General features: G+C 57.5%; 26 protein-coding genes, 2 tRNA genes and 1 riboswitch. Of the genes, 10 read left to right on the forward strand and 18 right to left on the reverse strand.

Annotated elements, in window-relative coordinates:
• Positions 1-55: 55 nt before the first annotated feature.
• The gene (gene yccA / locus IM300_RS03335) at positions 56-715 is read right to left on the reverse strand and encodes an FtsH protease modulator YccA (RefSeq protein ID WP_047726838.1); all 660 of its coding nucleotides are present in this window, start codon (positions 713-715) and stop codon (positions 56-58) included.
• 270 nt (positions 716-985) lie between these two features.
• Between yccA and IM300_RS03340 the strand changes: the two genes are divergently transcribed.
• On the forward strand, positions 986-2620 hold the full coding sequence (locus tag IM300_RS03340) for an ABC transporter substrate-binding protein (RefSeq protein WP_193035302.1): 1635 nt from the start codon (positions 986-988) through the stop codon (positions 2618-2620).
• A gap of 138 nt (positions 2621-2758) precedes the next feature.
• Positions 2759-2846: transfer RNA gene (locus IM300_RS03345), tRNA-Ser, on the forward strand.
• Here the strand turns inward: IM300_RS03345 and IM300_RS03350 are convergent.
• The 4 genes from IM300_RS03350 to IM300_RS03365 all read right to left on the reverse strand — a co-directional run bounded on the left by IM300_RS03350 (position 2833) and on the right by IM300_RS03365 (position 6303).
• Entirely contained in the window at positions 2833-3669 is an 837-nt protein-coding gene (locus IM300_RS03350) for an ABC transporter ATP-binding protein (RefSeq protein ID WP_193035304.1), read from the reverse strand. The genes IM300_RS03345 and IM300_RS03350 overlap by 14 nt on opposite strands.
• Entirely contained in the window at positions 3666-4697 is a 1032-nt protein-coding gene (locus IM300_RS03355; RefSeq protein WP_112792849.1) for an iron ABC transporter permease, read from the reverse strand. The genes IM300_RS03350 and IM300_RS03355 overlap by 4 nt, the downstream gene beginning before the upstream one ends.
• Entirely contained in the window at positions 4697-5701 is a 1005-nt protein-coding gene (locus IM300_RS03360; RefSeq protein WP_193035306.1) for an ABC transporter substrate-binding protein, read from the reverse strand. The genes IM300_RS03355 and IM300_RS03360 overlap by 1 nt, the downstream gene beginning before the upstream one ends.
• A 131-nt stretch (positions 5702-5832) precedes the next feature.
• Positions 5833-6303: a LuxR C-terminal-related transcriptional regulator gene (locus tag IM300_RS03365; protein ID WP_226842023.1), complete on the reverse strand. Its 471-nt coding sequence runs from the start codon at positions 6301-6303 to the stop codon at positions 5833-5835.
• A 311-nt stretch (positions 6304-6614) separates the two neighbouring features.
• Here IM300_RS03365 and IM300_RS03370 point away from each other — a divergent pair.
• Positions 6615-6702 (forward strand) — tRNA-Ser (locus tag IM300_RS03370).
• Between the two features lie 42 nt (positions 6703-6744).
• On the opposite strand, the gene IM300_RS03375 is transcribed toward IM300_RS03370, so the two are convergent.
• Positions 6745-7746, reverse strand: a complete 1002-nt coding sequence (locus tag IM300_RS03375; protein WP_102749645.1) for a magnesium transporter — start codon at positions 7744-7746, stop codon at positions 6745-6747.
• Between the two features lie 60 nt (positions 7747-7806).
• Positions 7807-7976, reverse strand: a riboswitch (M-box (ykoK) riboswitch).
• A 158-nt stretch (positions 7977-8134) separates the two neighbouring features.
• Here IM300_RS03375 and IM300_RS03380 point away from each other — a divergent pair.
• Together IM300_RS03380 and agp are read left to right on the forward strand one after the other, a co-directional pair.
• The gene (locus tag IM300_RS03380; protein WP_063866315.1) at positions 8135-8635 is read left to right on the forward strand and encodes a DedA family protein; all 501 of its coding nucleotides are present in this window, start codon (positions 8135-8137) and stop codon (positions 8633-8635) included.
• A gap of 92 nt (positions 8636-8727) precedes the next feature.
• Positions 8728-9969, forward strand: a complete 1242-nt coding sequence (gene agp, locus IM300_RS03385) for a bifunctional glucose-1-phosphatase/inositol phosphatase (protein WP_193035308.1) — start codon at positions 8728-8730, stop codon at positions 9967-9969.
• Between the two features lie 32 nt (positions 9970-10001).
• Here the strand turns inward: agp and IM300_RS03390 are convergent, their stop codons facing one another.
• Positions 10002-10229 (reverse strand): YccJ family protein, encoded by a 228-nt coding sequence (locus tag IM300_RS03390; RefSeq protein WP_028012649.1) that lies wholly within the window; start codon positions 10227-10229, stop codon positions 10002-10004.
• Between the two features lie 18 nt (positions 10230-10247).
• Positions 10248-10844 (reverse strand): NAD(P)H:quinone oxidoreductase, encoded by a 597-nt coding sequence (gene wrbA / locus IM300_RS03395; RefSeq protein ID WP_193035310.1) that lies wholly within the window; start codon positions 10842-10844, stop codon positions 10248-10250.
• A 391-nt stretch (positions 10845-11235) separates the two neighbouring features.
• Here wrbA and IM300_RS03400 point away from each other — a divergent pair, with 391 nt between their 5' ends.
• Positions 11236-11406 carry a general stress protein gene (locus IM300_RS03400; protein ID WP_001273664.1) on the forward strand — a complete coding sequence of 57 codons (171 nt, stop codon included), beginning with the start codon at positions 11236-11238 and terminating at the stop codon, positions 11404-11406.
• Positions 11407-11522: 116 nt separating this feature from the next.
• A complete protein-coding gene (locus IM300_RS03405; RefSeq protein ID WP_063866317.1) occupies positions 11523-12443 on the forward strand; it encodes a DMT family transporter in 921 nt (306 codons plus the stop codon).
• A gap of 102 nt (positions 12444-12545) precedes the next feature.
• On the opposite strand, the gene rutG is transcribed toward IM300_RS03405, so the two are convergent.
• The 7 genes from rutG to rutA are packed head-to-tail and all read right to left on the reverse strand — an operon-like array spanning position 12546 to position 17973.
• Positions 12546-13862 carry a pyrimidine utilization transport protein G gene (gene rutG / locus IM300_RS03410; protein WP_193035312.1) on the reverse strand — a complete coding sequence of 439 codons (1317 nt, stop codon included), beginning with the start codon at positions 13860-13862 and terminating at the stop codon, positions 12546-12548.
• Positions 13863-13882: 20 nt separating this feature from the next.
• Positions 13883-14377, reverse strand: coding sequence for an NADH-dependent FMN reductase RutF (rutF, locus tag IM300_RS03415; RefSeq protein WP_193035314.1), 495 nt, complete (start codon positions 14375-14377; stop codon positions 13883-13885).
• A 9-nt stretch (positions 14378-14386) separates the two neighbouring features.
• Positions 14387-14977 (reverse strand): malonic semialdehyde reductase, encoded by a 591-nt coding sequence (locus IM300_RS03420; protein WP_193035316.1) that lies wholly within the window; start codon positions 14975-14977, stop codon positions 14387-14389.
• A 9-nt stretch (positions 14978-14986) separates the two neighbouring features.
• Positions 14987-15787, reverse strand: a complete 801-nt coding sequence (rutD, locus tag IM300_RS03425) for a pyrimidine utilization protein D (RefSeq protein WP_193035318.1) — start codon at positions 15785-15787, stop codon at positions 14987-14989.
• Between the two features lie 7 nt (positions 15788-15794).
• Positions 15795-16181, reverse strand: coding sequence for a pyrimidine utilization protein C (rutC, locus tag IM300_RS03430; RefSeq protein ID WP_063449116.1), 387 nt, complete (start codon positions 16179-16181; stop codon positions 15795-15797).
• Between the two features lie 11 nt (positions 16182-16192).
• The gene (rutB, locus tag IM300_RS03435) at positions 16193-16882 is read right to left on the reverse strand and encodes a pyrimidine utilization protein B (protein WP_193035320.1); all 690 of its coding nucleotides are present in this window, start codon (positions 16880-16882) and stop codon (positions 16193-16195) included.
• Positions 16882-17973, reverse strand: coding sequence for a pyrimidine utilization protein A (gene rutA, locus IM300_RS03440; RefSeq protein WP_063866322.1), 1092 nt, complete (start codon positions 17971-17973; stop codon positions 16882-16884). The genes rutB and rutA overlap by 1 nt, the downstream gene beginning before the upstream one ends.
• A gap of 245 nt (positions 17974-18218) precedes the next feature.
• On the opposite strand from rutA, the gene rutR reads away from it, so the two are divergent.
• Entirely contained in the window at positions 18219-18857 is a 639-nt protein-coding gene (gene rutR / locus IM300_RS03445; protein WP_193035322.1) for an HTH-type transcriptional regulator RutR, read from the forward strand.
• Here rutR and IM300_RS03450 read toward each other — a convergent pair.
• Both IM300_RS03450 and putA read right to left on the reverse strand, forming a co-directional pair.
• Positions 18854-19249 carry a lysozyme inhibitor LprI family protein gene (locus IM300_RS03450; RefSeq protein WP_193035450.1) on the reverse strand — a complete coding sequence of 132 codons (396 nt, stop codon included), beginning with the start codon at positions 19247-19249 and terminating at the stop codon, positions 18854-18856. The genes rutR and IM300_RS03450 overlap by 4 nt on opposite strands.
• Positions 19250-19348: 99 nt before the next feature.
• Positions 19349-23311: a trifunctional transcriptional regulator/proline dehydrogenase/L-glutamate gamma-semialdehyde dehydrogenase gene (gene putA, locus IM300_RS03455; protein WP_193035324.1), complete on the reverse strand. Its 3963-nt coding sequence runs from the start codon at positions 23309-23311 to the stop codon at positions 19349-19351.
• Positions 23312-23733: 422 nt separating this feature from the next.
• Between putA and putP the strand changes: the two genes are divergently transcribed.
• The gene (gene putP / locus IM300_RS03460) at positions 23734-25242 is read left to right on the forward strand and encodes a sodium/proline symporter PutP (protein WP_063866325.1); all 1509 of its coding nucleotides are present in this window, start codon (positions 23734-23736) and stop codon (positions 25240-25242) included.
• Between the two features lie 70 nt (positions 25243-25312).
• A complete protein-coding gene (locus tag IM300_RS03465) occupies positions 25313-25732 on the forward strand; it encodes a DUF3574 domain-containing protein (protein ID WP_045307917.1) in 420 nt (139 codons plus the stop codon).
• Positions 25733-25802: 70 nt separating this feature from the next.
• Here IM300_RS03465 and IM300_RS03470 read toward each other — a convergent pair whose 3' ends face one another.
• Positions 25803-26987 carry a NupC/NupG family nucleoside CNT transporter gene (locus IM300_RS03470; protein WP_193035326.1) on the reverse strand — a complete coding sequence of 395 codons (1185 nt, stop codon included), beginning with the start codon at positions 26985-26987 and terminating at the stop codon, positions 25803-25805.
• Between the last annotated feature and the right edge of the window lie 11 nt (positions 26988-26998).

Consider the following 26998-nt stretch of genomic DNA (forward strand, 5'->3'; position numbering starts at 1 on the left):
TTTACCAAAAAAACAAAGCCCCGCATAAGCGGGGCCATGTTCACAGCACGGTGGGTTAATCGCGGCTGGCGAAGCCCAGGATGCTCAGCAGGCTGACGAAGATGTTGTACAGCGACACGTACAGGCTCACGGTCGCGCGGATGTAGTTTGTCTCACCGCCGTGAATGATGTTGCTGGTTTCATACAGGATTGCGCCGGATGAAATCAGGATAAACACCGCGCTGATTGCCAGATGCAGAGCAGGCAATTGCAGGAAGATGTTCGCCAGCATACCGACCAGCACAATCACGATACCCGCCATCAGCATACCGCCGAGGAAGGACATGTCCTTACGGGTGGTCAGCACGTAGGCCGAGCAGCAGAAGAACACCAGCGCGGTGCCGCCCAGCGCCATACCGATCACGTCGCCCATTCCGGCAGACAGATAGGCGTTCAGGATTGGCCCCAGGATGTAGCCCAGGAAGCCCGTAAAGGCGAACGCGGAGAGAATACCCACCGGCTTATCCGCAGTTTTATAGGTCAGGAACATCAGACCATACATACCCACCAGCGTCAGGATCAGGCCCGGAGAAGGCAGCATCAACACGGTGCTGGCCGTCGCGGTGATCGCTGAAAACGCCAGCGTCAGGCTGAGCATGAAATAGGTATTGCGCAGCACCTTATGCGTGCTGAGTAGCGATGTGCGGTCGCGTGAAGAAGAAATTATACGATCCATGAGTCACTCTCTTATGACAGATGTAATTAGCGCAAAGAATAAGAAACGGCGCGGCAGACGCAAAGTGGTTTTACCCATCTTTACTCAGCCCCTTAGGGATTATGCTGGTTTTTTCTTCTGAAAAATCGCTTGTCCTCAGAATGAAGTGCGGTTTGCAAAGCGGATACAGATCAACCTCTTATAGGTTACTGAAAAATATTGCGTTATTTCCCTAAGGCCGCTAAGAGTTATTTCCGGATCGTCATAAAAACAGACAATAAGGCGAAGGAAATGAAACCACAAACATGCACGCACTTTACGCTCTCTTTGTTAACCGCGGGGATCCTGTGCGCCAGCACGGCAACCTGGGCGGCTAACGTGCCGGCAGGAACCCAGCTGGCAGACAAGCAGGAACTGGTCAGGAACAACGGCAGTGAACCCGCCTCGCTCGACCCGCATAAAGTCGAAAGCGATGTCGAATTTAATATTATCAGCGATTTATTCGACGGGCTGGTCAGCGTCTCTCCAACAGGTGAAATCCAGCCGCGCCTGGCGGAGAAATGGGAAAATAAAGATAACACCGTCTGGACCTTTCATTTGCGCCCGGGCATCACCTGGAGCGATGGAACCCCCATCACCGCAGAAGATATCGTCTGGAGCTGGCAGCGACTGGTCGACCCGAAAACCGTTTCACCGTATGCCAGCTATCCCGGCAGCATGCGTATCGTTAACGGCACCGATATCGCAGAAGGCAAAAAAGCCCCCGAGTCGCTGGGCGTAAAAGCCATCAATGACGCCACGCTGGAAGTTACGCTCACGCAGCCAAATGCCGCTTTCCTGGCGATGCTGGCTCACCCGTCTCTGGTGCCGATAGATAAAGTCCTGGTCGGTCGTTTCGGTGAGAAGTGGACTAAACCGGAGCACTTCGTCAGCAGCGGGGCCTATACGCTGTCACAGTGGGTGGTTAACGAACGCATCGTGGCGGTGCGGAACCCACATTACTGGGATAACGCACATACCGTCATCAACAAGGTGACCTATCTGCCCATCTCCTCTGAAGCCGCAGACGTCAACCGCTACAAAGCGGGGGAAATCGACATTGTTTACACGGTACCGATCAACCAGTTTGCTCAGCTGAAGAAAACGCTGGGGAGCGAGCTGGACGTTTCTCCGCAGCTTGCCACCTATTATTATCAGTTCAATACCACCCGGCCGCCGTTCAACGACGCCCGCGTGCGCAGGGCGCTGAACCTGGCGCTGGATAAAGACATTATCGCTGGGAAAGTGTTAGGGCAGGGGCAGCGGCCGGCATGGCTGATCAGCCAGCCGGACATTGGCGGCGTCAAGCTACAGAACCCGGATTACGCCAGCTGGCCGATGGATAAACGCATTGCCGAGGCGAAAAAGCTGCTGGCCGAAGCCGGATTTAACGATAGCCATCCGCTCAGCTTTAATCTCCTCTATAACACCTCGGAATCGCACCAGCGCATTGCGATTGCCGCCAGCTCAATGTGGAAGAAGAACCTCGGCGTGGAGGCGAAGCTGCAAAACCAGGAGTGGAAAACCATGCTCGATACCATGCACACCCACAACTTTGACGCGGTGCGCTACGCCTGGATTGCCGATTACGACGATGCGGCAACCTTCCTGAATACCTTCCGTACCGGGGACAGCCAAAACACCACTCAGTACAGCAATCCGGACTACGATCGGGCGTTAGTGAATGCGGCGAAATCGAAAACGGCTCAGGAGCGCGGTAAGTTCTACCAGCAGGCAGAAGATCTGCTGGGACGTGACGTACCGGCGATCCCTGTCTATCACTACGTGCGCACACACCTGGTCAAACCGTGGGTAGGGGGATTCACGCCGGACAAGCTTGGGTACTACTACACCAAAGATATGTACATCAAAAAGCACTCGCGCTAAGCCGGGGATAGTATGCTGCCAAAATGGCCAATCTGTCGTCAATTCAACCGATTAAACGCATTTTGGCTATTTTTAAAGCGAACGAATGCCCGCACTCTTTACAGCGCGCGGTGAGGTGTTTATAGTTCGCCTCACTTAGGAAGCGTGGCCGAGCGGTTGAAGGCACCGGTCTTGAAAACCGGCGACCCGAAAGGGTTCTAGAGTTCGAATCTCTACGCTTCCGCCAAATTCGAAAACCCTGCGATAGCAATATCGCAGGGTTTTTTGCTTTTGCGCCTGGTCTCTGCCATGCCACCCATGCTGTAGCTGATCGTTATCCCGTCGTCGGTCTTGTAGACCTGAGCTTTTACGCACCAGGTGTTCTCGATGTTCGCTGGGGTCAACACCTCTTCGGGCACGCCCGTGGCTGATATCTGTCCGGCTTTCAGGAGGATCAGCCGCTGGCAGAAATTGGCCGCAAGACTGAGATCGTGCAGCGCAACCACGACGGTAAGCGGCAGGCGCGAAATCAGCCGCATCAGCTCCAGCTGGTGCTGTATGTCCAGGTGGTTTGTCGGCTCATCGAGCAGCAGCACCTGCGGCTGCTGTGCCAGCGCGCGGGCAATCTGGCTTCGCTGACGTTCCCCGCCGGACAAATGCTGCCAGCGCCGCTGGCGTAATCCGCCCAGCTGCATCAGGCTTATCGCCTCTTCAACCGCCTCATCATCCTCGCGTGTACTTCTTTGAAACGCCTTTCGGTAAGGGGTACGTCCCAGCCGTACGATTTCTTCGACGGTCAGTTCCCCATCGACTTCAGCATGTTGCGGGACAAACGCCATGTGCTGCGCACGTTTTTTCAGCGGCAACATGTCAAGCGTCGTGCCATTAAGCGCAACACATTCGCTCAGTCGCGGAAACAGCCCGGCAAGACAGCGCAGCAGCGTAGACTTGCCCGAGCCGTTTGGTCCTAACAGGCCGACAATCTGCCCGGATGACAGTTTGAAATCGATCTCCTTAAGCACCGTCTGCGCTTGTCGGGTTACGGTTAACCCGGCCACGGTAATATTCATCTATGCTCCTTCCGGTTCTGATAAAGCAACGCCATAAAGACGGGGGCACCCACCAGCGCAGTCACCACGCCGATGGGCAGCACCTGGTGCACAATCAGCGTGCGCGACACGATATCGGCCAGGATCATAAAGTGTGCGCCGATAAGAAACGTCAGCGGGAGCGTGCGCCGATGGCCCGGACCGCTCAGCATGCGCGTCACATGGGGAATGACCAGCCCCACAAAGCCGACTGCACCAATAGCGCTCACCAGCGTTGCGGTAACGACGGCACAGGTCAGCAACAAAAGAATACGCACGGCGGTGACCGGTATGCCCAGCGTTGTAGAGACCTCATCCCCGAAGGTAAAGGTGTCCAGCGCACGCGAAAAGAGAAGAACCACCAGTAAACCCGCAAGCGTCACGGTCAGGGCCAGCAGCGCGTCCGGCCAGCGCACGCCGCTCAGGCTACCCATTAACCAGAACATAACGCTACGGGATTGCTCGGCATTCGCGGAGGTGCTGACGATATAAGCGGTCATAGCGTTGAAGAGCTGGGTGCCCGCAATGCCGGCCAGCAAAATGCGCGACGGGCTTTCACTCATGCCGTTGGTAATCAACATGATGAGCGCAAAGGCGGCGCAGGCGCCCACAAACGCACCGCTGCTCACGCCAATCACGCTTCCTCCGATGCCGAGAAGCATCACGCAGACGGCCCCCAGCGAGGCACCCGCGGAAATGCCCAGCAGATAGGGTTCCGCCAGGGGGTTACGCAGGATCGACTGTAACACCAGCCCGCACAGCGCCAGGCCGCCGCCGCTGCACGCAGCCATCAGCGCCCGGCTCATGCGGTACTGCCAGACGATACCTTCCTCTGGCTGCGGCAGATCGTATGACGTCAATCCCAGGCCGTTGAGGATCGCTTTTCCGGTAATGGCATACGATACCGGCATATCGCCGAGACTCGCGGCAAAAACCAGCATCAGCGGCAGCGCCAGGAGGCCTGCCGCCAGTAACCCCTGCTGGCGGCGGTCAGTGAAGAAATGACGCATTATTCGTCCTGAAATGAAGCCAGCCGATCGCTGATAAGCTCAACCGCATCGACGTTACGCATTGAAGGGTTTAACGACATTGCCGGCACCACAATAATGTGGTTGTTCCTGACCGCAGGCAGGTTCTTTGTCACCGGGTCACTTCGTAGGAACGCCTGTTTTACCGCAACGTCATCGGCAGGGTAGAGCCTGCGGGACATCTCTGCGATGACAATCACGTCCGGCTGCGATTGGGCAATATGTTCCCACGTTACGGCAGGCCATTCGTCGTGGGAGTCAATAATGTTCTTCAACCCCAGCGTACGGCTGATCCAGCCCGGCGCGCCATAATTTCCCGCCACCCAGGGATCGCCATTCAGACGGCTGCTGGAGAACCAGAAAACGACGCTAAGCGGTTTTGCGGAGACGCGCGCCCGGGCCTTTTCGATACGTGCCGTCAGGGCGCGGTTGAGCTGATCACCCCGTGCGGAAACATCAAAAATCGTCGCCAGCTCTGTCACTTCCCGCGTGATTTCCGCCAGCGAAAACGGCGCGCTTCGTGCCCCGTCTGCGTTTGACGTTTCCGTCACCGCTTTATCCGTGCAGTCGGCAGGGGAGATCCACGTATTAATCCCCAGCGACGCAAACTGCTCACGTGTCCCCACTTCGCCCTGCGGACCAATGTGCCAGTGATACTGCGCGAGAACGAGCTCAGGCTTCTGTCCCACTACGGCTTCAAAGGATGGTGAGTTATCCGCAAGCCGGGGAAGGTGTTTCCCGGCCTCCGCCAGCGGAGCCGGAAGTTTGCCAAACCAGACCGACGTCGCGGCTATCTTTTTGTCCAGCCCCAGAGCGAGCAGTAATTCTGTTTCATGCTGACCTACGGTCACGACGCGCTGAGGAGCCTTCGCAAAGGTCTGCTTTATGCCGCAATTTTCAACCGTGAGGGGCCAGGAGGTCACTGCAAAAGCGGCAGGCGTAGTGGAAAGCAGCGACGCCAGTAATAACCCTTTATTAAGAAACATAGAACGCAATCCAGTAATTGTTATGTTATAACATAATACAGGTATTGTGATTGAGAGCAACCGCAGTTGCCCGCAATGAACTGCATGGCCGGAGACAGGGGGCGTTTGAGGAATTTAACGGGCAGATCGGGTCACAGCTTCTGATCGACAATCGCCGATTTCACCCGGGACATCGCGAGAATGTTTTTAGCGCGCATATTTAATTTTTCGAGGATCTTCACGCGGTAGGTGCTGGTCGTTTTTTGTGACAGTTGCAGCTTTTTTGCAATTTCATGGTTTTCCAGATGAAAAAGCTTCAGCACGTCATATTCGCGTCGCGTAAACGAGTGCGTTCTGAGCGCCCGATAAAATCGCATCAGCTGTTGAAAAGGATGAACGCTAAAATGCATTGATGAATAGATAATATTGTCGATTCTCACCGCGCGATTCGCTTCTATCTCATGCATCAGGACAATGTAATCACGCCTGATTTTTTTGACCTGCTGGATAGTGCTATTGCGTAACGTATCCTGTTCAATCGCAATGATAAAATCCAGCGTCGGATCGACCTCATCAAGATCGTGAATATCCTTCTTATCGCGTATTAAATGGGTCGATGTCATGGCGCTTGAGACCCCGCGGCACAGGTAATAGTTATCACTGATAAAAATAAAATTCATAATTGCCGTTGAATAAAGTCATGGGGGCTCACTTATCGCAGTGAGGCTGGGTTAACGGGTGTTGTACGAAAAAAAGTCTAAATCACACCCGGTAAAACTGATAAAAGTAATGAATGTAAAAATAAATGTTTACATTTTAGCCAGTCGATGATGAAGAAATCATCTGGGCGGAAGGGAACGACGCAAGATGCTCAAGGTAATGCAATTTCCTGCTTTACATCATGCTCAGAGATGTTTATAGTGCGCCTCACTTTGGAAGCGTGGCCGAGCGGTTGAAGGCACCGGTCTTGAAAACCGGCGACCCGAAAGGGTTCTAGAGTTCGAATCTCTACGCTTCCGCCAAATTCAGAAACCCTGCGATAGCAATATCGCAGGGTTTTTTCGTTATTCCAGCCCCAGCGTATACTGCGCGATTTTGAAGTAGATAATCAGCCCGGTACCGTCGATCAGCGTGGCGATAAACGGCGCGGAGACGACCGCCGGGTCGATTTTGCAGCGTTTCAGTACCATCGGGATCACCGACGAGACGATGGCGCTCCACAGCGTAATGCAGACCAGCGTCAGGCTGACGATAAGCGTGATTTCCATCCCGATACCCATCATCCAGGCGCGAACGCAGCCCGCCAGACCCAGCGTGGCGGCAATCATCAACGACGTGCTCATCTCTTTGCGCAGCACGCGGCCCACATCGCGAAGGTGGACTTCACCCAACGCCATGGCGCGCACCAGCGTGGAGGTGATCTGCGTTCCGCTGTTCCCGCCCGTGCCAATCAGCAGCGGAATAAAGAACGCCAGCGCAATGGCGGATTCCAGCGCCTCTTCAAAATGCTGGATCACCGAGCTGGTATACGCTTCCGCAACAAACAGCAGCAGCAGCCAGACGGAGCGCTTCTTCCACAGGCTGAAGGCGCTGGTTTCCAGGTAGGGTTTTTCCAGCGGCAGGGTCGCCCCCTGAAGCTGCGCATCTTCGGTGACGTCATCTTCCAGCAGGTGGGCGATTTCGCGCTCGGTGAGGCAGCCCACCAGCTTGCCATGGGTGACCACCGGCACGACATCCGCACCCGCGTGCGCCAGCACCCCAGCGACATCCGCCCGCTCATCTTCCGGTTTAAGCTGGATAAAATCCGATATCATCAGTCGCTTAACCGGCTGCACGGTATCCGTGGCCTGCAATAATTTGCGAACGGCAATCAAACCCGCCAGGCGACCGTTATCCTCGATAAAAATATGTGAAGGAATATCATCGTCTTTCAATTTTTCGAAAAACTGCTCGCGTGCCAGAGCCACGCATAATGAAATATCGATAACAATAAAATCGGTATTCATATATTGCGCGATGGCGCTGTCATTAAAAGCCGGGTTTTGGTTGTGAATAGCGTAAGACATAGTAAATTCCCTTTGAATAATAAAATCTCTCAGGGGCGAGCAAGACAGGGCATGTCGGAAAGGAGATCCCCACGTCCTGGGTTCAGCACTGTACACCGTATCCCGTAAGGGAAGTTATACTGACAAAGCCTTGATTCGACAGTGCCTGTTTTACCCTGTGCCGGTTCTCTCGAACCCACCAGAGCGATAACGTGTATTTGTACAGGAGCCTCGCCATAACGAGATCGTTGTAAAACGTGAGGGATAATACGCTTATTTAAAACCGCTGCTGAGGAATTTTAATAATGTTTAAGAACGGTTTAAATGAATAGTATTAACCGCATGTTGAGGTTTTATTTAACTGTTTTCTTTTTAAATGGAGAATTCATTTGTTACCGGAGAGAGTGAAATGGCATGGCTGGACACGCTGCTGGATCATTTTGCGCATTATCCGACGCATCTGTTCGCGCTGCTCGTTGTTATGGCGTTGAGTAAATCGACGGTGCTGGTCTCGTCGGTGCTGCCGCCCGCATCGGTCATGCTGATGGCGGGGATCGCCGTCAGCCAGTCGAGTCTGCATCCCGGCATGACGTGGCTGGCGGTGGTGATGGGCGCTACGGCAGGTTCGGTGCTGAATTACCATATCGGCCAGCTGATGGGGCATACCCGGCTGGTGTCACGCCTCACCGCAAAACATGCCGATAAGTTTCTGCGGGTACAGCATCAGTTGCAAAAGAACGGCGTAGTCGCGCTGTTCACGTCGCGTTTCCTGGCGGTGCTGCGTTATATCGTGCCGCTGGCGGCCGGCATGCTCAGGATGAGCGCGATGAAGGTTTACGTCGTTAGCCTGCTGTCAGCCTGCGCATGGGCGGCGCTGTATGTCGGTATCGTCACCGGCATCAGCGTCTGAACGTATTCATCAGTTTGAGAAATGCTTCCCGAAAAAACGGTTACCAGTCTGTCACACTCAGCGTAACGATAAAAACGCATGAGGAAAAAGGGATGAGAAAAGCACTACTCGCTGTCGCCGTGGCAGGAACGCTTTCAGTGACGTTTGGGGCGCAGGCACAGGACGCGCCGGAAGGTTATCAGTTACAACAGGTGCTCATCATGAGCCGCCATAACCTGCGCGCGCCGCTCGCCAATAACGGCAGCGTGCTGGAGCAGTCCACGCCGAAGCAGTGGCCGGAATGGGACGTACCCGGTGGACAGCTGACCACCAAAGGCGGCGTGCTGGAAGTATACATGGGCCACTATATGCGCGAGTGGCTGGCAGAGCAGGGGTTGGTGAAGACGGGAGAGTGCCCGCCAGCGGATACCGTCTATGCCTACGCAAATAGCCTTCAGCGCACCGTGGCGACCGCGCAGTTCTTTATCACCGGCGCGTTCCCGGGGTGCGACGTTCCTGTGCATCATCAGGAAAAAATGGGCACCATGGACCCCACCTTCAATCCGGTCATTACCGATAACTCCCCTGAGTTTCGTGAGAAAGCGCTGAAGGCGATGGAGACGGAACGGCAGAAAATGCAGCTGGATGAAAGCTACAGGCTGCTGGAACAGCTGACAAACTACAGCGACTCGCCGTCCTGCAAGGAGAAAAACGTCTGCTCCCTGACGGAGGCAAAAGATACGTTCAGCGCCGACTATGAAAAAGAGCCGGGCGTATCGGGGCCGCTGAAGGTGGGTAACTCACTGGTGGATGCCTTCACCCTGCAATATTACGAAGGCTTCCCGGCCGATCGGGTGGCCTGGGGAGAGATCAAAACCGATCAGCAGTGGCGGGTGCTGTCGAAGCTGAAAAACGGCTATCAGGACTCGCTGTTTACCTCGACGGAGGTGGCGCAAAACGTGGCGAAACCGCTGGTGAAGTACATTGATAAAACGCTGGTGACCGAACAGGCAAACGCGCCCAGAATCACCCTGCTGGTGGGACATGACTCCAACATCGCCTCGCTGCTGACCGCGCTGGACTTCAGGCCGTATCAGCTGCACGACCAGCAGGAACGCACCCCGATTGGCGGCAAAATTGTTTTCCAGCGCTGGCATGACAAAAACAGCAACCAGGAGCTGATGAAAATTGAGTATGTCTACCAGAGTTCAGCCCAGTTGCGGAACGCCAGCTTACTGTCGCTGCAATCCCCTGCTCAGCGCGTAACGCTGGAGCTGAAGGGGTGTCCGGTTGACGGAAACGGCTTCTGTCCGATTGATAAATTCAATGCGGTGATGAATAACGCGGCGAAATAGAAGAGACCCCCCGCGCGAGCGGGGGGAAACGTTCAGACGTTTTTACGTTCGATGGTTTGCTCGCCCCAGAACAGCGAGTCTTTGTCGGTTTTTTCGAAGGCGCGAATCAGCACCTCATCGTTGCCTTCTTCCCAAATCTGCTCGGCCAGCTTTTCGTCATAATTGGCGACTTCAAAGATGGCTTCGGCAATCTCCGGAGAGGTATTGCGTAAACTTGCCCATTCGCCCACGTGATGAGCTTTGGATTCTTGAGTTGGCATACTTGTCCTCCTGTTGGGTTAGCCGTTCAGTTTTTTGGCAAGACCCGCGACGTATTCACCCTGGTAGCGGGCGATTGAAAGTTCTTCATTGCTTGGCTGACGTGAACCATCCCCACCGGCAATCGTTGTTGCGCCATAGGGCGTACCACCACGGACCTGGGAGACATCAAACAGTTCCTGCGCGGCGTAGCCAATCGGCACAATGACCATCCCATGATGCGCAAGCGTTGTCCAGGTGGAAGTGATCGTCTGCTCCTGGCCGCCGCCCGTGCCGGTAGAGCTGAACACGCTGGCCAGCTTGCCGTACAGCGCGCCGGAGGCCCATAGCCCGCCAGTCTGGTCGAGGAAGGTGCGCATCTGGCCCGACATATTGCCGAAGCGGGTTGGGGTGCCGAAGATAATGGCATCATAGTCCGCGAGCTCCTGCGGGGTGGCCACCGGGGCATTCTGTGTTTTCCCGCCGGCTTTGGCGAAGGCTTCCGCCTGCATGGTTTCCGGTACGCGTTTAACCACGACCTCAACGCCGTCTACTCTGTTAGCGCCTTCTGCTACAGCGTGAGCCATGGTTTCAATGTGTCCATACATGGAATAATAGAGCACCAGAACTTTTGCCATTTTGCATCACTCCTCGTTGGTTTTTCTGACAGCGGATCGCTGCGTTACTTTAAAGATATGACATCACGGCCAGACTGCAAAAATGAACGGCATTTATTTGATATATAACAATATCTTCTGGATACGTGCTTTGTAGCAAAATGAAACAACTTTCGCAGCGCGGATTTTTCAAAATATAAGAACGGCTTATGAATAACCCGCGCAATATTTCATACGAAAGGCTGAGATCATGTTGCAGAATATTACCTCTCGCTTGCCGGATAGCCGCATTACACTAAGCTTAACTTCACGCGGCACAGATAAAGGCACTGTCCTTGAGCCGCGAGGTGAAAGAATCCTCTTTTACTGAATGCAATATGATGTCTAATGTTTCACACTCTGGAGGTTAGAGATGGCAAACCATCGTGGTGGTTCAGGTAATTTCGCTGAAGACCGTGAAAGAGCATCAGAAGCAGGTCGTAAAGGTGGCCAGTCCAGCGGGGGCAACTTCAAAAATGACCCTCAGCGCGCATCAGAGGCTGGTAAAAAAGGGGGTAAAAATAGCCACGGCAGCAACAAGTAGTACGCCGGGTTAACTCTCTGCCGCCGGGTTTCCCGGCGGTTTTTTTATGTCTGTCACATTGAACTGTCGCCAAAGGCATCGCACACTACAGGATTGAATCTTCGTGCTGGTGTCTCATGTCCGTTTCCCGTTTTACCTTCTCCATAAAGCCTCAGGAAGCCATCCTGATCCTGATCACCATGTTCTGGGGCGGAACCTTTCTCGCCGTTCAGTACGCGGTCACGCTCAGCGATCCCTTTTTCTTCGTCGGGCTGCGCTTTGCAACGGCGGCCATTGCCGTGGCGCTTATCTCGCTGAAAACCCTGCGCGGGTTGACCCTGCGGGAGCTTAAAGCCGGCGTGGCCATAGGCGTGGCGATTGCCATGGGCTACAGCCTGCAAACGTGGGGACTACAGTCTATCTCCAGCAGCAAATCCGCCTTCATCACCGCCATGTACGTGCCGCTGGTGCCGCTATTGCAGTGGCTGTGCCTCGGCAGGATCCCGGGCCTGATGTCGTGCATCGGCATCGTGCTGGCGTTCATCGGTCTGATTTTATTAGCCGGGCCGGAAAATAATCTGCTGGCGCTGGGGCCGGGGGAGATCATCACCCTGGTGGGGGCCGTTGCCATTGCGGCAGAAATTATTCTGATTAGCGCCTGGGCAGGAAAAGTGGACGTCAAGCGGGTGACCGTTGTGCAGCTTGCCACCGCGTCGCTGGTGGCGTTCGCGACAATGGTACCGGCGGGGGAGTCTGTCCCGCCGATGTCCACCGGACTGATCGTGGTGGCGCTGGGACTGGGCATTTTCAGCGCCATTATTCAGGTCACCATGAACTGGGCGCAGCGCAGCGTGTCGCCGACGCGGGCGACGGTGATTTACACCGGTGAACCGGTGTGGGCGGGGATATTCGGGCGTATTGCCGGGGAGCGTCTGCCGCTGCTGGCGCTGTTGGGCGCGGCGTTTATTATCGCCGGGGTGCTGGTAAGTGAGTTGAAGTTAAAAAAACGACGTAAGGCGACTGCCGGATTGAGCGCTGAACAAGGGGCAGATAGCTAACAATGCGCATTCTGCCCGTTTAGCCCGGCGGCGCTTCGCTTGCACGGGCCTACAATTGGCATGTAGGCCGGATAAGCGTAGCGTCACCCGGCTATTTCAGGTTCAGGGGGTGATGGCTTCCGCTTGCGGTACATCCCTTTTCCGGCGGCAAAGCAGGGCGTTGAGCAGGATCGCGCCGAACGTCGCCGTGCCAATCCCGCCAACCGTAAATCCGCCCAGCGTCAGGGCGAAATCCCCCGCACCCAGCACCAGCGTCACCGCCACCATGATCAGGTTACCGTTCTGGCTCAGGTCAACATGGTTCTGCACCCAGATGCGTGCTCCCGCGACGGCAATCAGACCAAATACCACAATCGAGGCGCCGCCAATGATGGGGGCCGGAATGGTGTGGATCAGCGCGCCGAATTTCGGTGAGAAGCCGAGCAGCATCGCCATGACCGCTGCCGCCACGAAGACCAGCGTGGAGTAGACTTTGGTCACGGCCATGACGCCGATATTTTCCGCGTAGGTCGTGACGCCGCTGCCGCCGACCGAGCCGGAGAGCATGGTCGCCAGACCGTCGCCCACAAACGCCCGTCCCATATACGGGTCCATATTGCGCCCGGTCATTCCCGCTACGGCTTTCAGGTGACCCAGGTTTTCAGCCACCAGAATCACCGCGACAGGCGCGATGAGCATCATCGCCTGAGCGTTAAAGGTGGGCGAGGTCAGCTGCGGCATGCCGAACCAGGCGGCCTGATGAATCAGCGTGAAATCAACCGGCTTGCCAAAACCGAACGCGTTCGTCAGCAGCGCGTAGATCAGACAGGCCGCAATCAGCCCGACCAGGATCAGCAGCCGCTGGATCATCCCGCGCGTAAAGACCGCCACCACGCCGATGCACAGCACCGTCATCACCGCCATCCAGCTTTCAAACGGCGAGCCGGAAACGCTCTTCACCGCTATCGGCGCCAGGTTCAGGCCAATCGCCATCACCACCGCCCCGGTGACGACGGGTGGCATCATCCGCTCGATCCAGCGCGTGCCGACTTTCATTACCACCAGACCGGTCAGGGTGTAGACCAGCCCGCAGGCGATAATGCCGCCGAGGGCCACGCTCAGGTTGGGGTTAATGCCCTGGCCGTTAAATCCGGTCGCTGCAATGACCACCCCCACGAAGGCGGCGCTGGAGCCCAGATAGCTGGGCACGCGCCCGCCGGTGACAAAAAAGAACAGCAGGGTACCGATACCCGACATCAAAATGGCGAGGTTAGGATCCAGCCCCATTAGCATGGGCATCAGCACCGTCGCGCCAAACATCGCGACCGCATGCTGTACGCCCATCACCATCGTCTGCCCGAGCGGGAGCCTTTCATCCGGCGCGACCACGCCTGCGTCTGTGGAGGTCGATTTCAACTGCCAGTGGGGAAGTCCGAACATGATCTGTCTCCTCATACGGGTTAACAGGCGGGTCGCATAAGCGCGTGGTAGCCGCGGTCGAACCACACCAGCCCTTGCGGCGCAGGGTGGCGAACAATGGACACAATGTCGCAGAACAGAATGTCGTGGGTGCCGACGCTGACCACCTGGCTGATGCGGCAGTCGAACGAGGCCAGCGCCGCCTCCAGACGCGGGCAGCCCGTCTCACCCGTCTCCCATTGCGCGGCGGCAAAGCGTTCCTCCATCGGGGTTTTGCCGCCAAAAAGAGTGGATAACGGCTCCTGTCCGGCGGTGAGCGTGTTTACGCACAGGGTGCGGTTTTCGCTAAACGTCGGCCAGACGGACGCGCCGCGGTTGAGGCAAACCAGCAGCGTCGGCGGCGAATCGGTCACGCTGCATACCGCGCTGGCGGTAAAGCCCGCCATTCCCGCCGGGCCGTCGGTGGTGATGATATTGACCGCCGCACCGACGCAGGCCATGGCGTCGCGGAACGTTTGTTGGTCGGGTGTCGTCATGATGGCTCCTTACGCCAGTCCGCAGGCATCTTCGAAGGTCAGACGCGGTAAGCGTCCATAGACTTTGCTCATATCGCCATAGCCGATGTTGATCAGCAGGTTGCTTTTCAGCAGCGTGCCGGTGAAAAAGGCATCGTCGACCTTTTGCCGGTCAAAGCCGGACATCGGCCCGGTGTCCAGCCCCAGCGCGCGGCAGGCGAAAATCAGGTAGGCGGCCTGCATTGCGCTGTTGCGAAAGGCCGTTTCTTCGGCGTGTGCGGGGCTGGAGGTAAACCAACGCTTTGCATCGGCGTGCGGAAACAGTTCGGGCAGGCGCTCATAGAATTCGCTATCCCAGGCGACAATCGCCGTGACCGGGGCAGTGAGCGTTTTTTCCAGGTTGCCGCTGGAGAGTGCCGGGCGCAGCTTCGCTTTCCCCTCAGCGCTTCGCACAAAGACAATGCGCGCCGGTGAGCAGTTGGCAGACGTCGGGCCCCATTTCATCAGGTCATATATCTCGCGCAGCGTCTCGTCGCTGACCGGTATATCCAGCCAGCCGTTATAGGTGCGTGCGCCGGTAAACAGCGTTTCCAGCGCGGCGGGCGTAATGGCTTCGCTCATTAAAACTCCTTACAAAGCGGGTTCAGGGCTGTGCAGCAGGCTGGCAAGCCCGTTCAGCAGCAGGGTGTTAAAGGTGTCCGGCTCGGTCACGTTGCAGGCATGCCCGCCCTGGCGCATAACCGTTTTACGGGCATGCGGAAGGGCGGCGTGCAGTTCAGCAGAGCAGACGGACGGCACCAGCAGATCGTCGGTTGAACAGATAATCTGCACGGGGCAGCGAACGCGTGCAGCGTGGCGGCTAAAATCGGCCTGTTTCAGCGCATGCAGCCGGCGCAGCAGGTTGGCTTTGCCCTGAAAATGGGCCAGCGCCAGCGCTTCCTCAGCCTCCAGGCGCGGGGCGCGGGCGACCATCCAGTCTGCCGGGTAGAGGAATAGCGGCTGCGCCTCGACCCATGCCTGCGCGCCACCCGCATGCAGCAGGCGTTCGCGGACGTCAAAACAGCGGCGGGTATGGGCATTGAGGGTCAGCCAGCCGTTGACGCAGACCAGCGCGGTAAGGGCATCGTGCTTATCGATGGCCAGCCGCAGGCCCACCAATGCCCCCAGCGCGTGGCCCACCACGCAGTAACGGGCGAACCCGGCCCCGGCTAACGCCAGCGCAAGCTCGTCGGCCATCTGCGCCAGGGTGTAGTCTTCCGGCAGGGTATCCGGGTTATTTCCCGTGCCCCGCTGGTCATAGCACACCACCTGATACTCTTGCCCCAGCACGGCGAGCTGGGGCAGCCAGTAGCTCCCGCTGCCGCCGAGCCCGGCAATCAGCACCACCACGGGTGCGCCCTCGAAGGGGGGCGGTGAAATAGACAGTTTCATGGCCGCCTCACTGTGCAATGTGCGCCACGGTGGCGATTTCAACCAGCGCGTCCGGCTTCACCAGCCCGCACTGAATGCAAAACCGCGCCGGTTTATCCCCGGGGAAAAACTCCGCGTAGATTTCATTAATCGCGGCGTAGTTTTTCCAGTCGGTGATAAAGATGCTGTTGAAGGTCACGTCCTCCATCGTGCCACCCGCCGTTTCGATCACGGTTTTGATCGTCTCCAGCACGTGGCGGGTTTGCGCCTTTGGGTCGTTGATAAACACCACGTTGTTGTCTTTATCAAACGGCAGCGTGCCTGAGACATACACCACGCCGTCGGCGAGGGTGCCGGGAACGAAGGGGGCAATCGGAGTGCTGGTGCCCGGCGGAATAATCACGGATTTCGGCATAGCGGTTCTCCTCAGGCGATACGGGCGAGCGGGGGATCCAGCGCGTCGCAGAAATCGGCGATGTTACTGACCCAGCCAAAAAAGGTTTCGATATTGAACAGGGCGGCTTTCTGGGCGAAATCTGGCCCGGCCTGGTGGGTAGCGTCTTCCAGCACCACGCCAAAATACTCGAGGAAAAAGCCGTCGCGCAGGGTCGACTCCACGCACACGTTGGTGGCAATGCCCGTAAAGACCAGATGACGAATGCCCCGGCTGCGCAGCAGGCTGTCGAGCGGGGTATTGAAAAAGCCGCTGTAGCGCGGTTTCGGCAGCACGATATCGCCAGCTTCCGGTACCAGCTCATCCACAAGCTGATAATCCCAGCCGCCTTTCGCCAGCAGCGTGCCCTGGAGTTCAGGCCGTTTGCGCATGGTTTTCAGGGCGTTGGATTTGTGAAAGTTGGGTGAGCCGGGGCCGCCGGCTTCGACGTACTGGTCGTCCCAGCCGTTCTGGAACCAGACGATGAGCATGCCCGCAGCGCGCGCGGCGTGCACGGCGGTGTTGATGTTCTCGATCACCGGCCGCGTGGCGGAGACGTCAAACCCCGCCAGATCCAGATAACCGCCTTTGCTGGCATAGGCGTTTTGCATGTCCACCACGATAAGCGCGCTCTGCTGCGGCGCAAAGGTGATGGCTTCCGGGCGAGCGTTTAACGTCGTCATTACGCCACCTCCTTCGTGACGGCAGGGATATGGGCGCGGCACTGCATAAGCGGCTGAATGCGCTCGCCGAAGGTTTCCACGCCGCTAAGAAAATCATCGAAGGTCAGCAGCACGCCTTCCGCGCCGGGCACGGCAGCCACTTCGTCGAGCATTCTGGCGACGCTGGCATACGAGCCCACCAGGGTGCCCATGTTGATATTGACGGCGGAGGTCGGGTCGGCCATCTGGCGCACGTTGGTGTCCGCGCCGGAGCGGGTGTCTTTCTGACTCTGCTCGGTAAGCCAGCTCAGGGCGTCGTCGTCAGCGCCGTCCTTGTACCGCTCCCATTTGGCGCGTGCGGCGTCGTCGGTTTCGTCGGCAATGACCATGAACAGCACGTACGAGCCCACGTCGCGCCCGGTTTTGTCGGCGGCCTCTTTCATGCGCGCGGCTGTCGGGGCGAAGGCAGCAGGGGTGTTAACGCCTTTGCCGAAGCAGAAGTTGAAGTCAGCATATTTCGCGGAGAATTCCATCCCCGCGTCGCTCTGCCCGGCGCAGATCACCTTCATCGGTACTGACGGCTGCGGGCTGACGCGGCAGTCGTTCATGGTGAAGAAGTCGCCTTTGAAGTCGCTTTTGCCGGTGCCCCACAGATCGCGCAGCACCTGTACGTATTCGGTCAGGTAGTCGTAGCGGCGGGAGAAGTAATCATCCCCCGGCCAGAGACCCATCTGCTCGTACTCCGGCTTTTGCCAGCCGGTGACCAGGTTAACGCCAAAGCGTCCGCCGGAGATGGAGTCAATGGTGGAGGCCATCCGCGCCACGATCGCCGGGGGCAGGGTGAGGGTGGCGGCGGTGGCGTAAATCTGGATGCGGGAGGTTACCGCCGCCAGGCCCGCCATCAGGGTAAAGGACTCCAGGTTGTGGTCCCAGAATTCGGTCTTGCCGCCGAAACCGCGCAGCTTAATCATCGAGAGCGCAAAATCGAAATGGTAGTGTTCCGCCTTCTGCACGATAGCTTTGTTCAGCTCAAAGGTCGGCATGTACTGCGGGGCAGTGGTCGAGATAAGCCAGCCGTTGTTGCCGATCGGTACAAATACGCCAATTTTCATCACGAACCTCTCTTCATTACGTCGCAGGTGTAACGGCGTTTTTGCAAAGGGAGTGCCAGTTTTGAAATCTGCTTTGTTATTAATGTGTTAACTATTGGTTGATTAACTGGGTGCTAAAAATGTGGACTGACTGGTCAAAAACATTGCACAGAAAACAGGCGCTCATGCGCGATGGGAGTGCAGAAGGTCGTGGCGAGGCGGGGGTTTTGCTATGCTGAGCGCAGGAAAGAAAATGGAGAGCGGAAATGACACAAGGCGCAGTGAAAACACCCGGAAAACGTTCGCAGGCGGTGAGCGCCAAGAAACAGGCGATCCTCAGCGCCGCGCTGGAGACCTTTTCGCAGTTTGGTATTCACGGCACGCGCCTTGAGCAGGTGGCCGAGCAGGCCGGGGTCTCCAAGACCAATCTGCTCTACTACTACCCGTCGAAAGAGGCGCTGTATGTGGCGGTGATGCAGCAGATCCTCGATATCTGGCTCGCGCCGCTCAAGGCATTTCGCGAAGAGCTGGCCCCGCTGGTGGCGGTTGAGGAGTACATACGCCTGAAGCTGGAGGTGTCGCGTGATTATCCGCAGGCTTCAAGGCTGTTCTGTCTGGAGATGTTACAGGGCGCGCCGCTGTTGCAGGCGGAGCTGACCGGCGATTTAAAGCAACTGGTGGACGATAAGTCGGCCATTATTGCCGGATGGGTCGCCAGCGGAAAGCTGGCGCCGGTCGACCCGCAGCACCTGATCTTTATGATCTGGGCCGCTACCCAGCACTACGCTGACTTCGCGGCTCAGGTTGAGGCGGTGACCGGTAAAACGCTTCAGGACGAGGCATTTTTCCAGAGCACCCTCGAAAACGTGCAGCGGATGATTATCGAAGGGATCCGCGTGCGTTAATTGCCCGGCGGGAGAGGGCAGCTTAGGTCGCCCTCTTCACACTGCATCAGCGAGGCCAGAAACGCTTCTCGCTCCACGGTTTTCTCCGCCAGACACTGGTTCACAATCATTGGCTGAACGCTCCCGCCTTCCGTGCCCGAACCGATAAACGCGCAGTCCGCGTCGCGCAGGCTAATCCACGCCTGCTGCGCTTTTTTCAGCAGGTCGCGCTGGGGTGCTGCCGCCCGCTTGATGGCGGCCTGATACGTCTCGTTAAGCTTTTTATCGGCGGCCTGATACTGCTGCGCGCTACAGGTGTTTAGTTCAAACTGCGTAGTGGCGTTGTCGCACTCGTTGGCCAGCGCGCTGGTGCTGAGCAGCAGTGCTGCCCCTGCGAGAAATACTCTTTTCATCATCCCCTCCATGTAAAAAAGCCGGATGCGCTGTGCTTATCCGGCCTGCGGTTATTGTGTAGCCCCGGTAAGCGTAGCGCCACCGGGGAGTTTACACGATTATCCGATTGTCATCAGGCTGGCGTTACCGCCCGCCGCCGCCGTATTGACGCTGAGAGAACGTTCAACGTACAGGCGCTCCAGCAGCAGGTTGGTTTCTCCGCGGGCGAAGCCCTGCACCGAAACAATCGCGCCGCTGCGGGCCGCGACCTGCTCACACAATTCGCGCAGCTGGTCGGAATCACCGTGGTAGATCACCGCGTCAAACGGCTGGGTCAGCAGGGCGTCAGCCTTGGCAAAGCGAATGCGCGCCGAGACCGCTTTTGGCAGCTGTTTGGCGAGGTCGCGATGCAGGTCATCTTCCGGCCACAGCACCTCACAGCCCGTTGCCGTCGCGGCAGCCAGCTGCACCAGCGCGTCCTGCTCGTTATCCGCCACGCACAGCACGCGCTCACGCGGCATCAGCGTCCAGGTGTTGCGCTCGCCGGTAGGGCCCGGCAGCAGACGCTGCGTACCGGCCTGTGCCAGCTCGCCGTACTGCTGCGCAATTGCACGCAGTTCAGGACGGTTATCAGCCCACTTAATCAGCGCGTCCAGCGGCTGGGTCAGCACGGCTTTCACCTGCGCGTCCACCGGATATTCAGCGTCCTGACGCGCCAGCGTCACGCCCAGCGCATTTTCCGGACGGTTTGCCAGCAGACGGTACAGATAGAGCGGACCGCCCGCTTTCGGACCCGTACCGGAAAGACCTTCGCCGCCGAACGGCTGTACGCCCACGACTGCGCCAACCATGTTACGGTTGACGTACAGGTTACCCACTTTGGCATTGCCGGTTACCTGGGCAATGGTTTCGTCGATACGGGTATGCACGCCGAGCGTCAGGCCATAACCCGAAGCGTTGATCTGATCGATAAGCGCGTTGAGGTTGTTACGGCTGTAGCGCACCACGTGCAGCACCGGGCCGAAGACCTCTTTTTTCAGCTCGTCGAAGCTTGCCAGCTCAATCAGCGTTGGCGGCACGAAGGTGCCGGTCTGCCACTCGCGGGCATCTTCACCGTTCTCGCGCACCGCCTGGAACACCGGACGGCCTTTGGCACGCATGGTCTGAATGTGGTTTTCAATGTTGGCTTTGGCTTCCGCGTCGATCACCGGCCCGATGTCGGTGGTGAGACGGCCCGGGTTGCCCATACGGCATTCCGCCATTGCGCCGCGCAGCATCTTCAGGGTGTGGTCAGCCACGTCATCCTGTAAGCACAGCACGCGCAGGGCGGAACAGCGCTGGCCTGCGCTGTCGAAGGCGGAGGCCAGCACGTCAACAACCACCTGTTCGGTCAGCGCCGAGGAGTCCACGATCATGGCGTTCATGCCACCAGTTTCGGCGATCAGCGGCGTCGGACGGCCCTGTGCATCCAGACGGGTAGCAATGTTGCGTTGCAGCAGGGAGGCCACTTCGGTCGACCCGGTAAACATCACGCCGCGCACGCGGTTATCGGAGGTGAGTTTGGCACCCACCGTTTCACCGCGCCCCGGCAACAGTTGCACCACGCCCGCCGGTACGCCGGCTTCCAGCAGAATGTTAATGCCCTGAGCGGCAATCAGCGGGGTTTGCTCCGCCGGTTTCGCCAGCACGCTGTTGCCTGCGGCAAGGGCCGCGGCAATCTGGCCGGTGAAGATTGCCAGCGGGAAGTTCCATGGGCTGATACAGACCACCGGACCGAGCGGGCGGTGCGTTTCGTTGTCGAAATCATCGCGCACCTGACCGGCGTAGTAGTGCAGGAAGTCGACCGCCTCACGCACCTCGGCGATGGCGTTGCTGAAGGTTTTCCCCGCCTCACGCACCAGAATGCCGATGAGCTGCTGCATCTGATCTTCCATCAGCACCGCGGCACGTTCCAGAATGGCGGCACGCTCCTGCGGCGGGGTGGCAAACCAGATTGGCGCGTTATTCACCGCGCTCTCCAGCGCCTGATCCACTTCCGCTTCCGTGGCTTCGCGCACGTAGCCGACGATATCCTTCGGCTCTGCCGGGTTGATCACCGGCTGCATTTCACCGTCCTCAACGGACTGCTCAAGGATCGGTTTGGCCTGCCATTTCTGCAATGCGCTGTTGAGCAGGGCAGAAGAGAGCGACGCCAGGCGGTGTTCGTTCGCCAGATCCAGGCCCGACGAGTTGACGCGGCCCGCGCCGTACAGCTCGCGCGGCAGGGCAATTTTCGGATGCGGCAGACCAATCTGGCCTTCCTGCGCCGCCAGCTTCTCTACGGCCTGTACCGGATCGGCCACCAGTTCGTCGAGCGGCAGCGTGGTGTCGGCAATCCGGTTAACGAAGGAGGTGTTTGCCCCGTTCTCCAGCAGACGACGCACCAGGTACGCCAGCAGGGTTTCGTGGGTGCCCACCGGGGCATAGATACGGCACGGACGGTTCAGCTTGCCGTCGGCCACTTTCCCGGTCACCTGTTCGTAGAGCGGCTCACCCATGCCGTGCAGGCACTGGAACTCGTACTGGCCCGGATAATAGTTTTGCCCCGCCAGGCTGTAAATGGCCGCCAGGGTGTGGGCGTTGTGGGTGGCGAACTGCGGATAAATCAGGTTCGGCACGCCGAGCAGTTTTTTCGCACAGGCGAGGTAAGAGACGTCGGTGTACACCTTGCGGGTATAGACCGGATAACCTTCCAGCCCTTCCATCTGAGCGCGTTTGATTTCGCTGTCCCAGTAGGCGCCTTTCACCAGGCGGATCATCAGGCGGCGACGGCTGCGGCTGGCCAGGTCAATCAGGTAATCAATGACGAACGGGCAGCGTTTCTGGTAGGCCTGGATAACGAAACCAATCCCGTTCCAGCCCGCCAGCTCCGGCTCGAAGCACAGTTTTTCCAGCAGATCGAGGGAGATCTCCAGACGGTCAGCCTCTTCGGCGTCGATGTTGATGCCGATGTCGTACTGACGCGCCAGCAGGGTCAGGGATTTCAGGCGCGGATAGAGTTCTTCCATCACCCGGTCATACTGCGCACGGCTGTAGCGCGGGTGCAGGGCAGAAAGCTTGATAGAGATGCCCGGACCTTCATAAATACCGCGGCCGTTAGACGCTTTACCGATGGCGTGGATCGCCTGCTGGTAAGAGACCATGTAGGCCTGCGCGTCGGCGGCGGTCAGCGCCGCTTCACCCAGCATGTCGTAGGAGTAGCGGAAACCTTTGTCTTCCAGCTTGCGGGCGTTCGCCAGCGCTTCAGCAATGGTCTCCCCGGTGACGAACTGCTCGCCCATCAGGCGCATCGCCATGTCCACGCCCTTGCGGATCAGCGGCTCGCCGCGCTTGCCGATAATGCGGTTCAGCGAGCGTGACAGGTTAGCTTCATTATGGGTAGAAACCAGCTTGCCGGTAAACAGCAGGCCCCAGGTGGCGGCGTTAACGAACAGCGACGGGCTGCGGCCAATGTGGGACTGCCAGTTGCCGTTGCTGATTTTGTCGCGGATCAGCGCGTCGCGGGTGGCTTTATCCGGAATACGCAGCAGCGCTTCTGCCAGACACATCAGCGCCACGCCTTCCTGAGAAGAGAGAGAGAACTCCTGCAACAGGCCCTGCACCATGCCGGCTCGTCCGCTGGCGGTTTTCTGGTTACGCAGCCTGTCGGCGAGCTGATACGCCAGGCTGTGCGCCTGAGCGGCCACGGCTTCCGGCAGGCGTGCCTGCTCCAGCAGCATCGGAACGGCGTCGGTTTCGGCACGGCGGTAGGCGCCGGTAATGGCGGCACGGCTGACGGACTGCGGCAGGATCTGCTCGGCGAAGTCGAGGAAGGGCTGGTGGTTCTCTTCAACGGCCGTTACGGCCTCTTCGCTTTCGTTCGCTGCGCCCGCAAGCAGGGCAGGCAGCTCCGGCAGACCTTCTTCACTCTCCAGTCTTTCCAGATAGTTAAAAATCGCCTGCTTGATTAACCAGTGCGGTGTGCGGTCGATGCGGGTCGCAGCGGTTTTAATCCGTTCGCGGGTAGCGTCATCCAGCTTAACCCCCATGGTGGTCATCCCCATGCCAAAACTCCTGTTGTTCTGTAATAGCGTTCTGTTGATAGCGTGAAATATCCACCATGTTGCAACTTTGTGCAACCGTGTTAAATGTGACCTGGGCTGCAAGCTGGAAAATGAATGGATTGTTAACGATTAGTTAGCTGAGAAAAAGAACGCGCAGCGGTTTACGAAGCCAGTTTTTATGCGGTGCTTAACACTTTTTAAAGGTGCAACCCGCAAAAGCGTGAGCGAGTGCAACCTATAGGAAAGACGTATAAAACCAGGGATGAAATTCATGTAAATGCAGTGTTAAATCGTTTGTCAGTGGGAAGCGTATACGGCAGGATAGCGCGCCCAACGGAAACACATACACACATCACTACGTTCCGGTGATGACATAACAAGGCAACCCGGACGGTTGTCGCTCGACATTTTGGAGAATTTGAATGGCTATTAGCACACCGATGCTGGTGACATTTCTCGTTTATATTTTTGGCATGATCCTGATAGGGTTTTTGGCATGGCGTTCCACTAAAAACTTTGACGACTACATCCTTGGCGGGCGCAGCTTAGGCCCAATGGTTACGGCACTCTCTGCGGGCGCATCCGACATGAGCGGCTGGCTGCTGATGGGGCTGCCGGGCGCGATTTTCATCTCCGGTATCTCCGAAAGCTGGATCGCCATCGGCCTGACCGTCGGCGCGTGGATCAACTGGAAGCTGGTGGCAGGCCGTCTGCGCGTGCATACCGAAGCCAACAACAACGCCCTGACGCTGCCGGATTACTTCACCGGGCGCTTTGAGGATAACAGCCGCGTTCTGCGTATTATCTCTGCGGTGGTGATCCTGTTGTTCTTCACCATCTACTGTGCCTCCGGCATCGTGGCGGGCGCACGCCTGTTCGAAAGCACCTTCGGCATGAGCTACGAAACGGCGCTGTGGGCCGGTGCGGCGGCGACCATCCTTTATACCTTCGTGGGCGGGTTCCTGGCGGTAAGCTGGACCGACACCGTGCAGGCGAGCCTGATGATTTTCGCCCTGATCCTGACCCCCGTGATTGTCATTTTCACCGTCGGCGGCTTTGGCGAATCGCTGGAAGTGATCAAGCAGAAGAGCATTGAAAACGTCGATATGCTGAAAGGGCTGAACTTCGTGGCCATCGTCTCCCTGATGGGCTGGGGCCTGGGCTACTTCGGTCAGCCGCACATTCTGGCGCGCTTTATGGCGGCGGATTCTCACCACACCATCGTTCACGCGCGTCGCATCAGCATGACGTGGATGATCCTGTGTCTGGCGGGCGCCTGCGCGGTTGGCTTCTTCGGCATTGCGTACTTTAACAACAACCCGGCGCAGGCGGGCGCGGTGAACCAGAACGCCGAGCGCGTGTTCATCGAGCTGGCGCAGATCCTGTTCAACCCGTGGATTGCCGGTATCCTGCTCTCCGCGATCCTGGCGGCGGTGATGTCCACCCTGAGCTGCCAGCTGCTGGTGTGCTCCAGCGCCATTACGGAAGACCTGTACAAAGCATTCCTGCGTAAGGGCGCGAGCCAGAAAGAGCTGGTGTGGGTAGGGCGCTTTATGGTGCTGCTGGTGGCGCTGATTGCCATTGCGCTGGCGGCTAACCCGGAAAACCGCGTGCTGGGGCTGGTAAGCTACGCCTGGGCGGGCTTTGGCGCCGCGTTTGGTCCGGTAGTGCTGTTCTCCGTGCTGTGGTCACGCATGACCCGCAACGGCGCGCTGGCGGGGATGATCATCGGTGCGGTGACCGTCATCGTCTGGAAACAGTTCGCGTGGCTGGGCCTGTACGAAATCATCCCGGGCTTCATCTTCGGCAGCCTCGGTATCGTGGTGTTCAGCCTGCTGGGTAAAGCGCCGTCTGCCTCTATGCAGAAGCGCTTTGCGGAAGCGGATGCGCACTATCACTCTGCACCGCCAACGAAGCTTCAGGCTGAGTAATTTTCCCCTCACCCTAACCCTCTCCCCAAAGGGGAGAGGGGACAGACCGTTCACCCGTTCGAGATGATAAATGATGATTAAAACAGGGTTGATGATGGCAGCATTACTGCTGCTGGCGGGGTGTAACGCTCCCACGCAGCATGCGGCGGTGGAGACCTGCAAAGCGGATAACCAGATGCAGCAGACCACGCTCTATTTTGGCTTGAATCGCCCGGCAGGGGCGCAGATTACCGGCAGCGAGTGGCAGCAGTTTGTTGACCAGGACGTGACGCCGCGTTTTCGCGATGGCTTAACGGTGGTTGATGCCCGTGGGCAGTGGCTGGGGAACGACGGAAAAGTGGCGCGTGAACCCAGCAAAGCGTTAATGCTCATCCACGGTAAAGACGCGCAGAGCGAGAAGAACATCGAAGCGTTGCGCGGGATCTATAAGTCTCGTTTCGCGCAGGAATCGGTGATGCGGGTCGACCAGCCGGTGTGCGTGCAGTTTTAATGAAAACGGCGGGAATTCCCGCCGTTGTTGTTTTGTAGGCCGGGTAAGCGAAGCGCCACCCGGCATTGCATCAGAGCACCAACCCCGCAAAGCTCGCCGACAGCAGGCTCACCAGCGTCGCACCGTATACCAGGCGCAGACCAAACCGCGACACCACGTTGCCCTGCTGCTCGTTCAGCCCCTTAATCGCCCCGGCGACGATGCCGATGGAGGCGAAGTTAGCAAACGACACCAGGAACACGGACAAAATACCCAGACCGCGCGGGGACATTTGATGGGCTATTTTTTGCAGCTCAATCATCGCCACAAATTCATTCGCCACCAGTTTCGTTGCCATAATACTCCCCGCGTTTAAGGCATCGCTCAGCGGAATACCGATAAGCCACGCCAGCGGATAAAATACGTAACCCAGGATCTGCTGGAAGCTCATGCCAAATACGCTGGAGAAAAGGGCGTTAACGGCGCTAATAAGAGCGATAAAGCCAATCAGCATCGCCAGAATAATCATCGCCACCTTAAAGCCCGCCAGAATATATTCGCCCAGCATTTCAAAGAAGCTCTGGGATTCATGCAGCTTTTCCAGTTTGATATCGGGTTCGGCTTCCGGGCGGGCCGGATTAATGACCGAAAGAATAATAAAGGTGCTGAACATGTTCAGGATCAGCGCCGCGACGACAAATTTGGCGTCGAGCATGGTCATGTAGGCGCCAACAATCGACAGCGAAACCGTCGACATCGCCGTTGCGGCCATCGTAAACAGGCGACGCGAGGAGAGATCGCCCAGCACGCCCTTATACGCAATGAAGTTTTCAGACTGACCGAGGATCAGCGAGCTCACCGCGTTGAAGGATTCCAGCTTGCCCATGCCGTTGAGCTTTGAAAGGAGCGTTCCGATAACGCGAATAAAAATCGGCAGAATGCGCCAGTGCTGAAGAATACCAATCAGTGCCGAGATAAAAATAATGGGGCAGAGTACACCCAGGAAAATGAACGCCAGCCCTTTCTCACCCATCCCGCCAAAGACAAAATTTGTCCCTTCGGCAGCGTATTTAAGCAGAGACTCAAAGAAACCTGAGACATATTTAATAATGAACAGACCGCTTTGCGCATGCAGAAAAAAGAATGCCAGCACGATTTCAATCACGATCAGCTGCAATACAAAACGAATACGAATTTTTCGGCGGTCGAAACTCACCAGCCAGGCAAGCGCAAGAATAATCACCAGCGCCAGCAGGAAATGAACAATCTTAAACATGGGTTATTTTC

The sequence above is a fragment of the Enterobacter cloacae complex sp. I2 genome, from assembly GCF_014896205.1.
GTDB lineage: Bacteria > Pseudomonadota > Gammaproteobacteria > Enterobacterales > Enterobacteriaceae > Enterobacter > Enterobacter quasihormaechei.

What these genes read in the sequence shown, in the direction of transcription:
- yccA (WP_047726838.1), bottom strand. Translation starts at nt 715, where the DNA reads ATGGATCGTATAATTTCTTCTTCACGCGACCGCACATCGCTACTCAGC.
- IM300_RS03340 (WP_193035302.1), top strand. Translation starts at nt 986, where the DNA reads ATGAAACCACAAACATGCACGCACTTTACGCTCTCTTTGTTAACCGCG.
- IM300_RS03350 (WP_193035304.1), bottom strand. Translation starts at nt 3,669, where the DNA reads ATGAATATTACCGTGGCCGGGTTAACCGTAACCCGACAAGCGCAGACG.
- IM300_RS03355 (WP_112792849.1), bottom strand. Translation starts at nt 4,697, where the DNA reads ATGCGTCATTTCTTCACTGACCGCCGCCAGCAGGGGTTACTGGCGGCA.
- IM300_RS03360 (WP_193035306.1), bottom strand. Translation starts at nt 5,701, where the DNA reads ATGTTTCTTAATAAAGGGTTATTACTGGCGTCGCTGCTTTCCACTACG.
- IM300_RS03365 (WP_226842023.1), bottom strand. Translation starts at nt 6,303, where the DNA reads ATGACATCGACCCATTTAATACGCGATAAGAAGGATATTCACGATCTT.
- IM300_RS03375 (WP_102749645.1), bottom strand. Translation starts at nt 7,746, where the DNA reads ATGTCTTACGCTATTCACAACCAAAACCCGGCTTTTAATGACAGCGCC.
- IM300_RS03380 (WP_063866315.1), top strand. Translation starts at nt 8,135, where the DNA reads ATGGCATGGCTGGACACGCTGCTGGATCATTTTGCGCATTATCCGACG.
- agp (WP_193035308.1), top strand. Translation starts at nt 8,728, where the DNA reads ATGAGAAAAGCACTACTCGCTGTCGCCGTGGCAGGAACGCTTTCAGTG.
- IM300_RS03390 (WP_028012649.1), bottom strand. Translation starts at nt 10,229, where the DNA reads ATGCCAACTCAAGAATCCAAAGCTCATCACGTGGGCGAATGGGCAAGT.
- wrbA (WP_193035310.1), bottom strand. Translation starts at nt 10,844, where the DNA reads ATGGCAAAAGTTCTGGTGCTCTATTATTCCATGTATGGACACATTGAA.
- IM300_RS03400 (WP_001273664.1), top strand. Translation starts at nt 11,236, where the DNA reads ATGGCAAACCATCGTGGTGGTTCAGGTAATTTCGCTGAAGACCGTGAA.
- IM300_RS03405 (WP_063866317.1), top strand. Translation starts at nt 11,523, where the DNA reads ATGTCCGTTTCCCGTTTTACCTTCTCCATAAAGCCTCAGGAAGCCATC.
- rutG (WP_193035312.1), bottom strand. Translation starts at nt 13,862, where the DNA reads ATGTTCGGACTTCCCCACTGGCAGTTGAAATCGACCTCCACAGACGCA.
- rutF (WP_193035314.1), bottom strand. Translation starts at nt 14,377, where the DNA reads ATGACGACACCCGACCAACAAACGTTCCGCGACGCCATGGCCTGCGTC.
- IM300_RS03420 (WP_193035316.1), bottom strand. Translation starts at nt 14,977, where the DNA reads ATGAGCGAAGCCATTACGCCCGCCGCGCTGGAAACGCTGTTTACCGGC.
- rutD (WP_193035318.1), bottom strand. Translation starts at nt 15,787, where the DNA reads ATGAAACTGTCTATTTCACCGCCCCCCTTCGAGGGCGCACCCGTGGTG.
- rutC (WP_063449116.1), bottom strand. Translation starts at nt 16,181, where the DNA reads ATGCCGAAATCCGTGATTATTCCGCCGGGCACCAGCACTCCGATTGCC.
- rutB (WP_193035320.1), bottom strand. Translation starts at nt 16,882, where the DNA reads ATGACGACGTTAAACGCTCGCCCGGAAGCCATCACCTTTGCGCCGCAG.
- rutA (WP_063866322.1), bottom strand. Translation starts at nt 17,973, where the DNA reads ATGAAAATTGGCGTATTTGTACCGATCGGCAACAACGGCTGGCTTATC.
- rutR (WP_193035322.1), top strand. Translation starts at nt 18,219, where the DNA reads ATGACACAAGGCGCAGTGAAAACACCCGGAAAACGTTCGCAGGCGGTG.
- IM300_RS03450 (WP_193035450.1), bottom strand. Translation starts at nt 19,249, where the DNA reads ATGAAAAGAGTATTTCTCGCAGGGGCAGCACTGCTGCTCAGCACCAGC.
- putA (WP_193035324.1), bottom strand. Translation starts at nt 23,311, where the DNA reads ATGGGGATGACCACCATGGGGGTTAAGCTGGATGACGCTACCCGCGAA.
- putP (WP_063866325.1), top strand. Translation starts at nt 23,734, where the DNA reads ATGGCTATTAGCACACCGATGCTGGTGACATTTCTCGTTTATATTTTT.
- IM300_RS03465 (WP_045307917.1), top strand. Translation starts at nt 25,313, where the DNA reads ATGATGATTAAAACAGGGTTGATGATGGCAGCATTACTGCTGCTGGCG.
- IM300_RS03470 (WP_193035326.1), bottom strand. Translation starts at nt 26,987, where the DNA reads ATGTTTAAGATTGTTCATTTCCTGCTGGCGCTGGTGATTATTCTTGCG.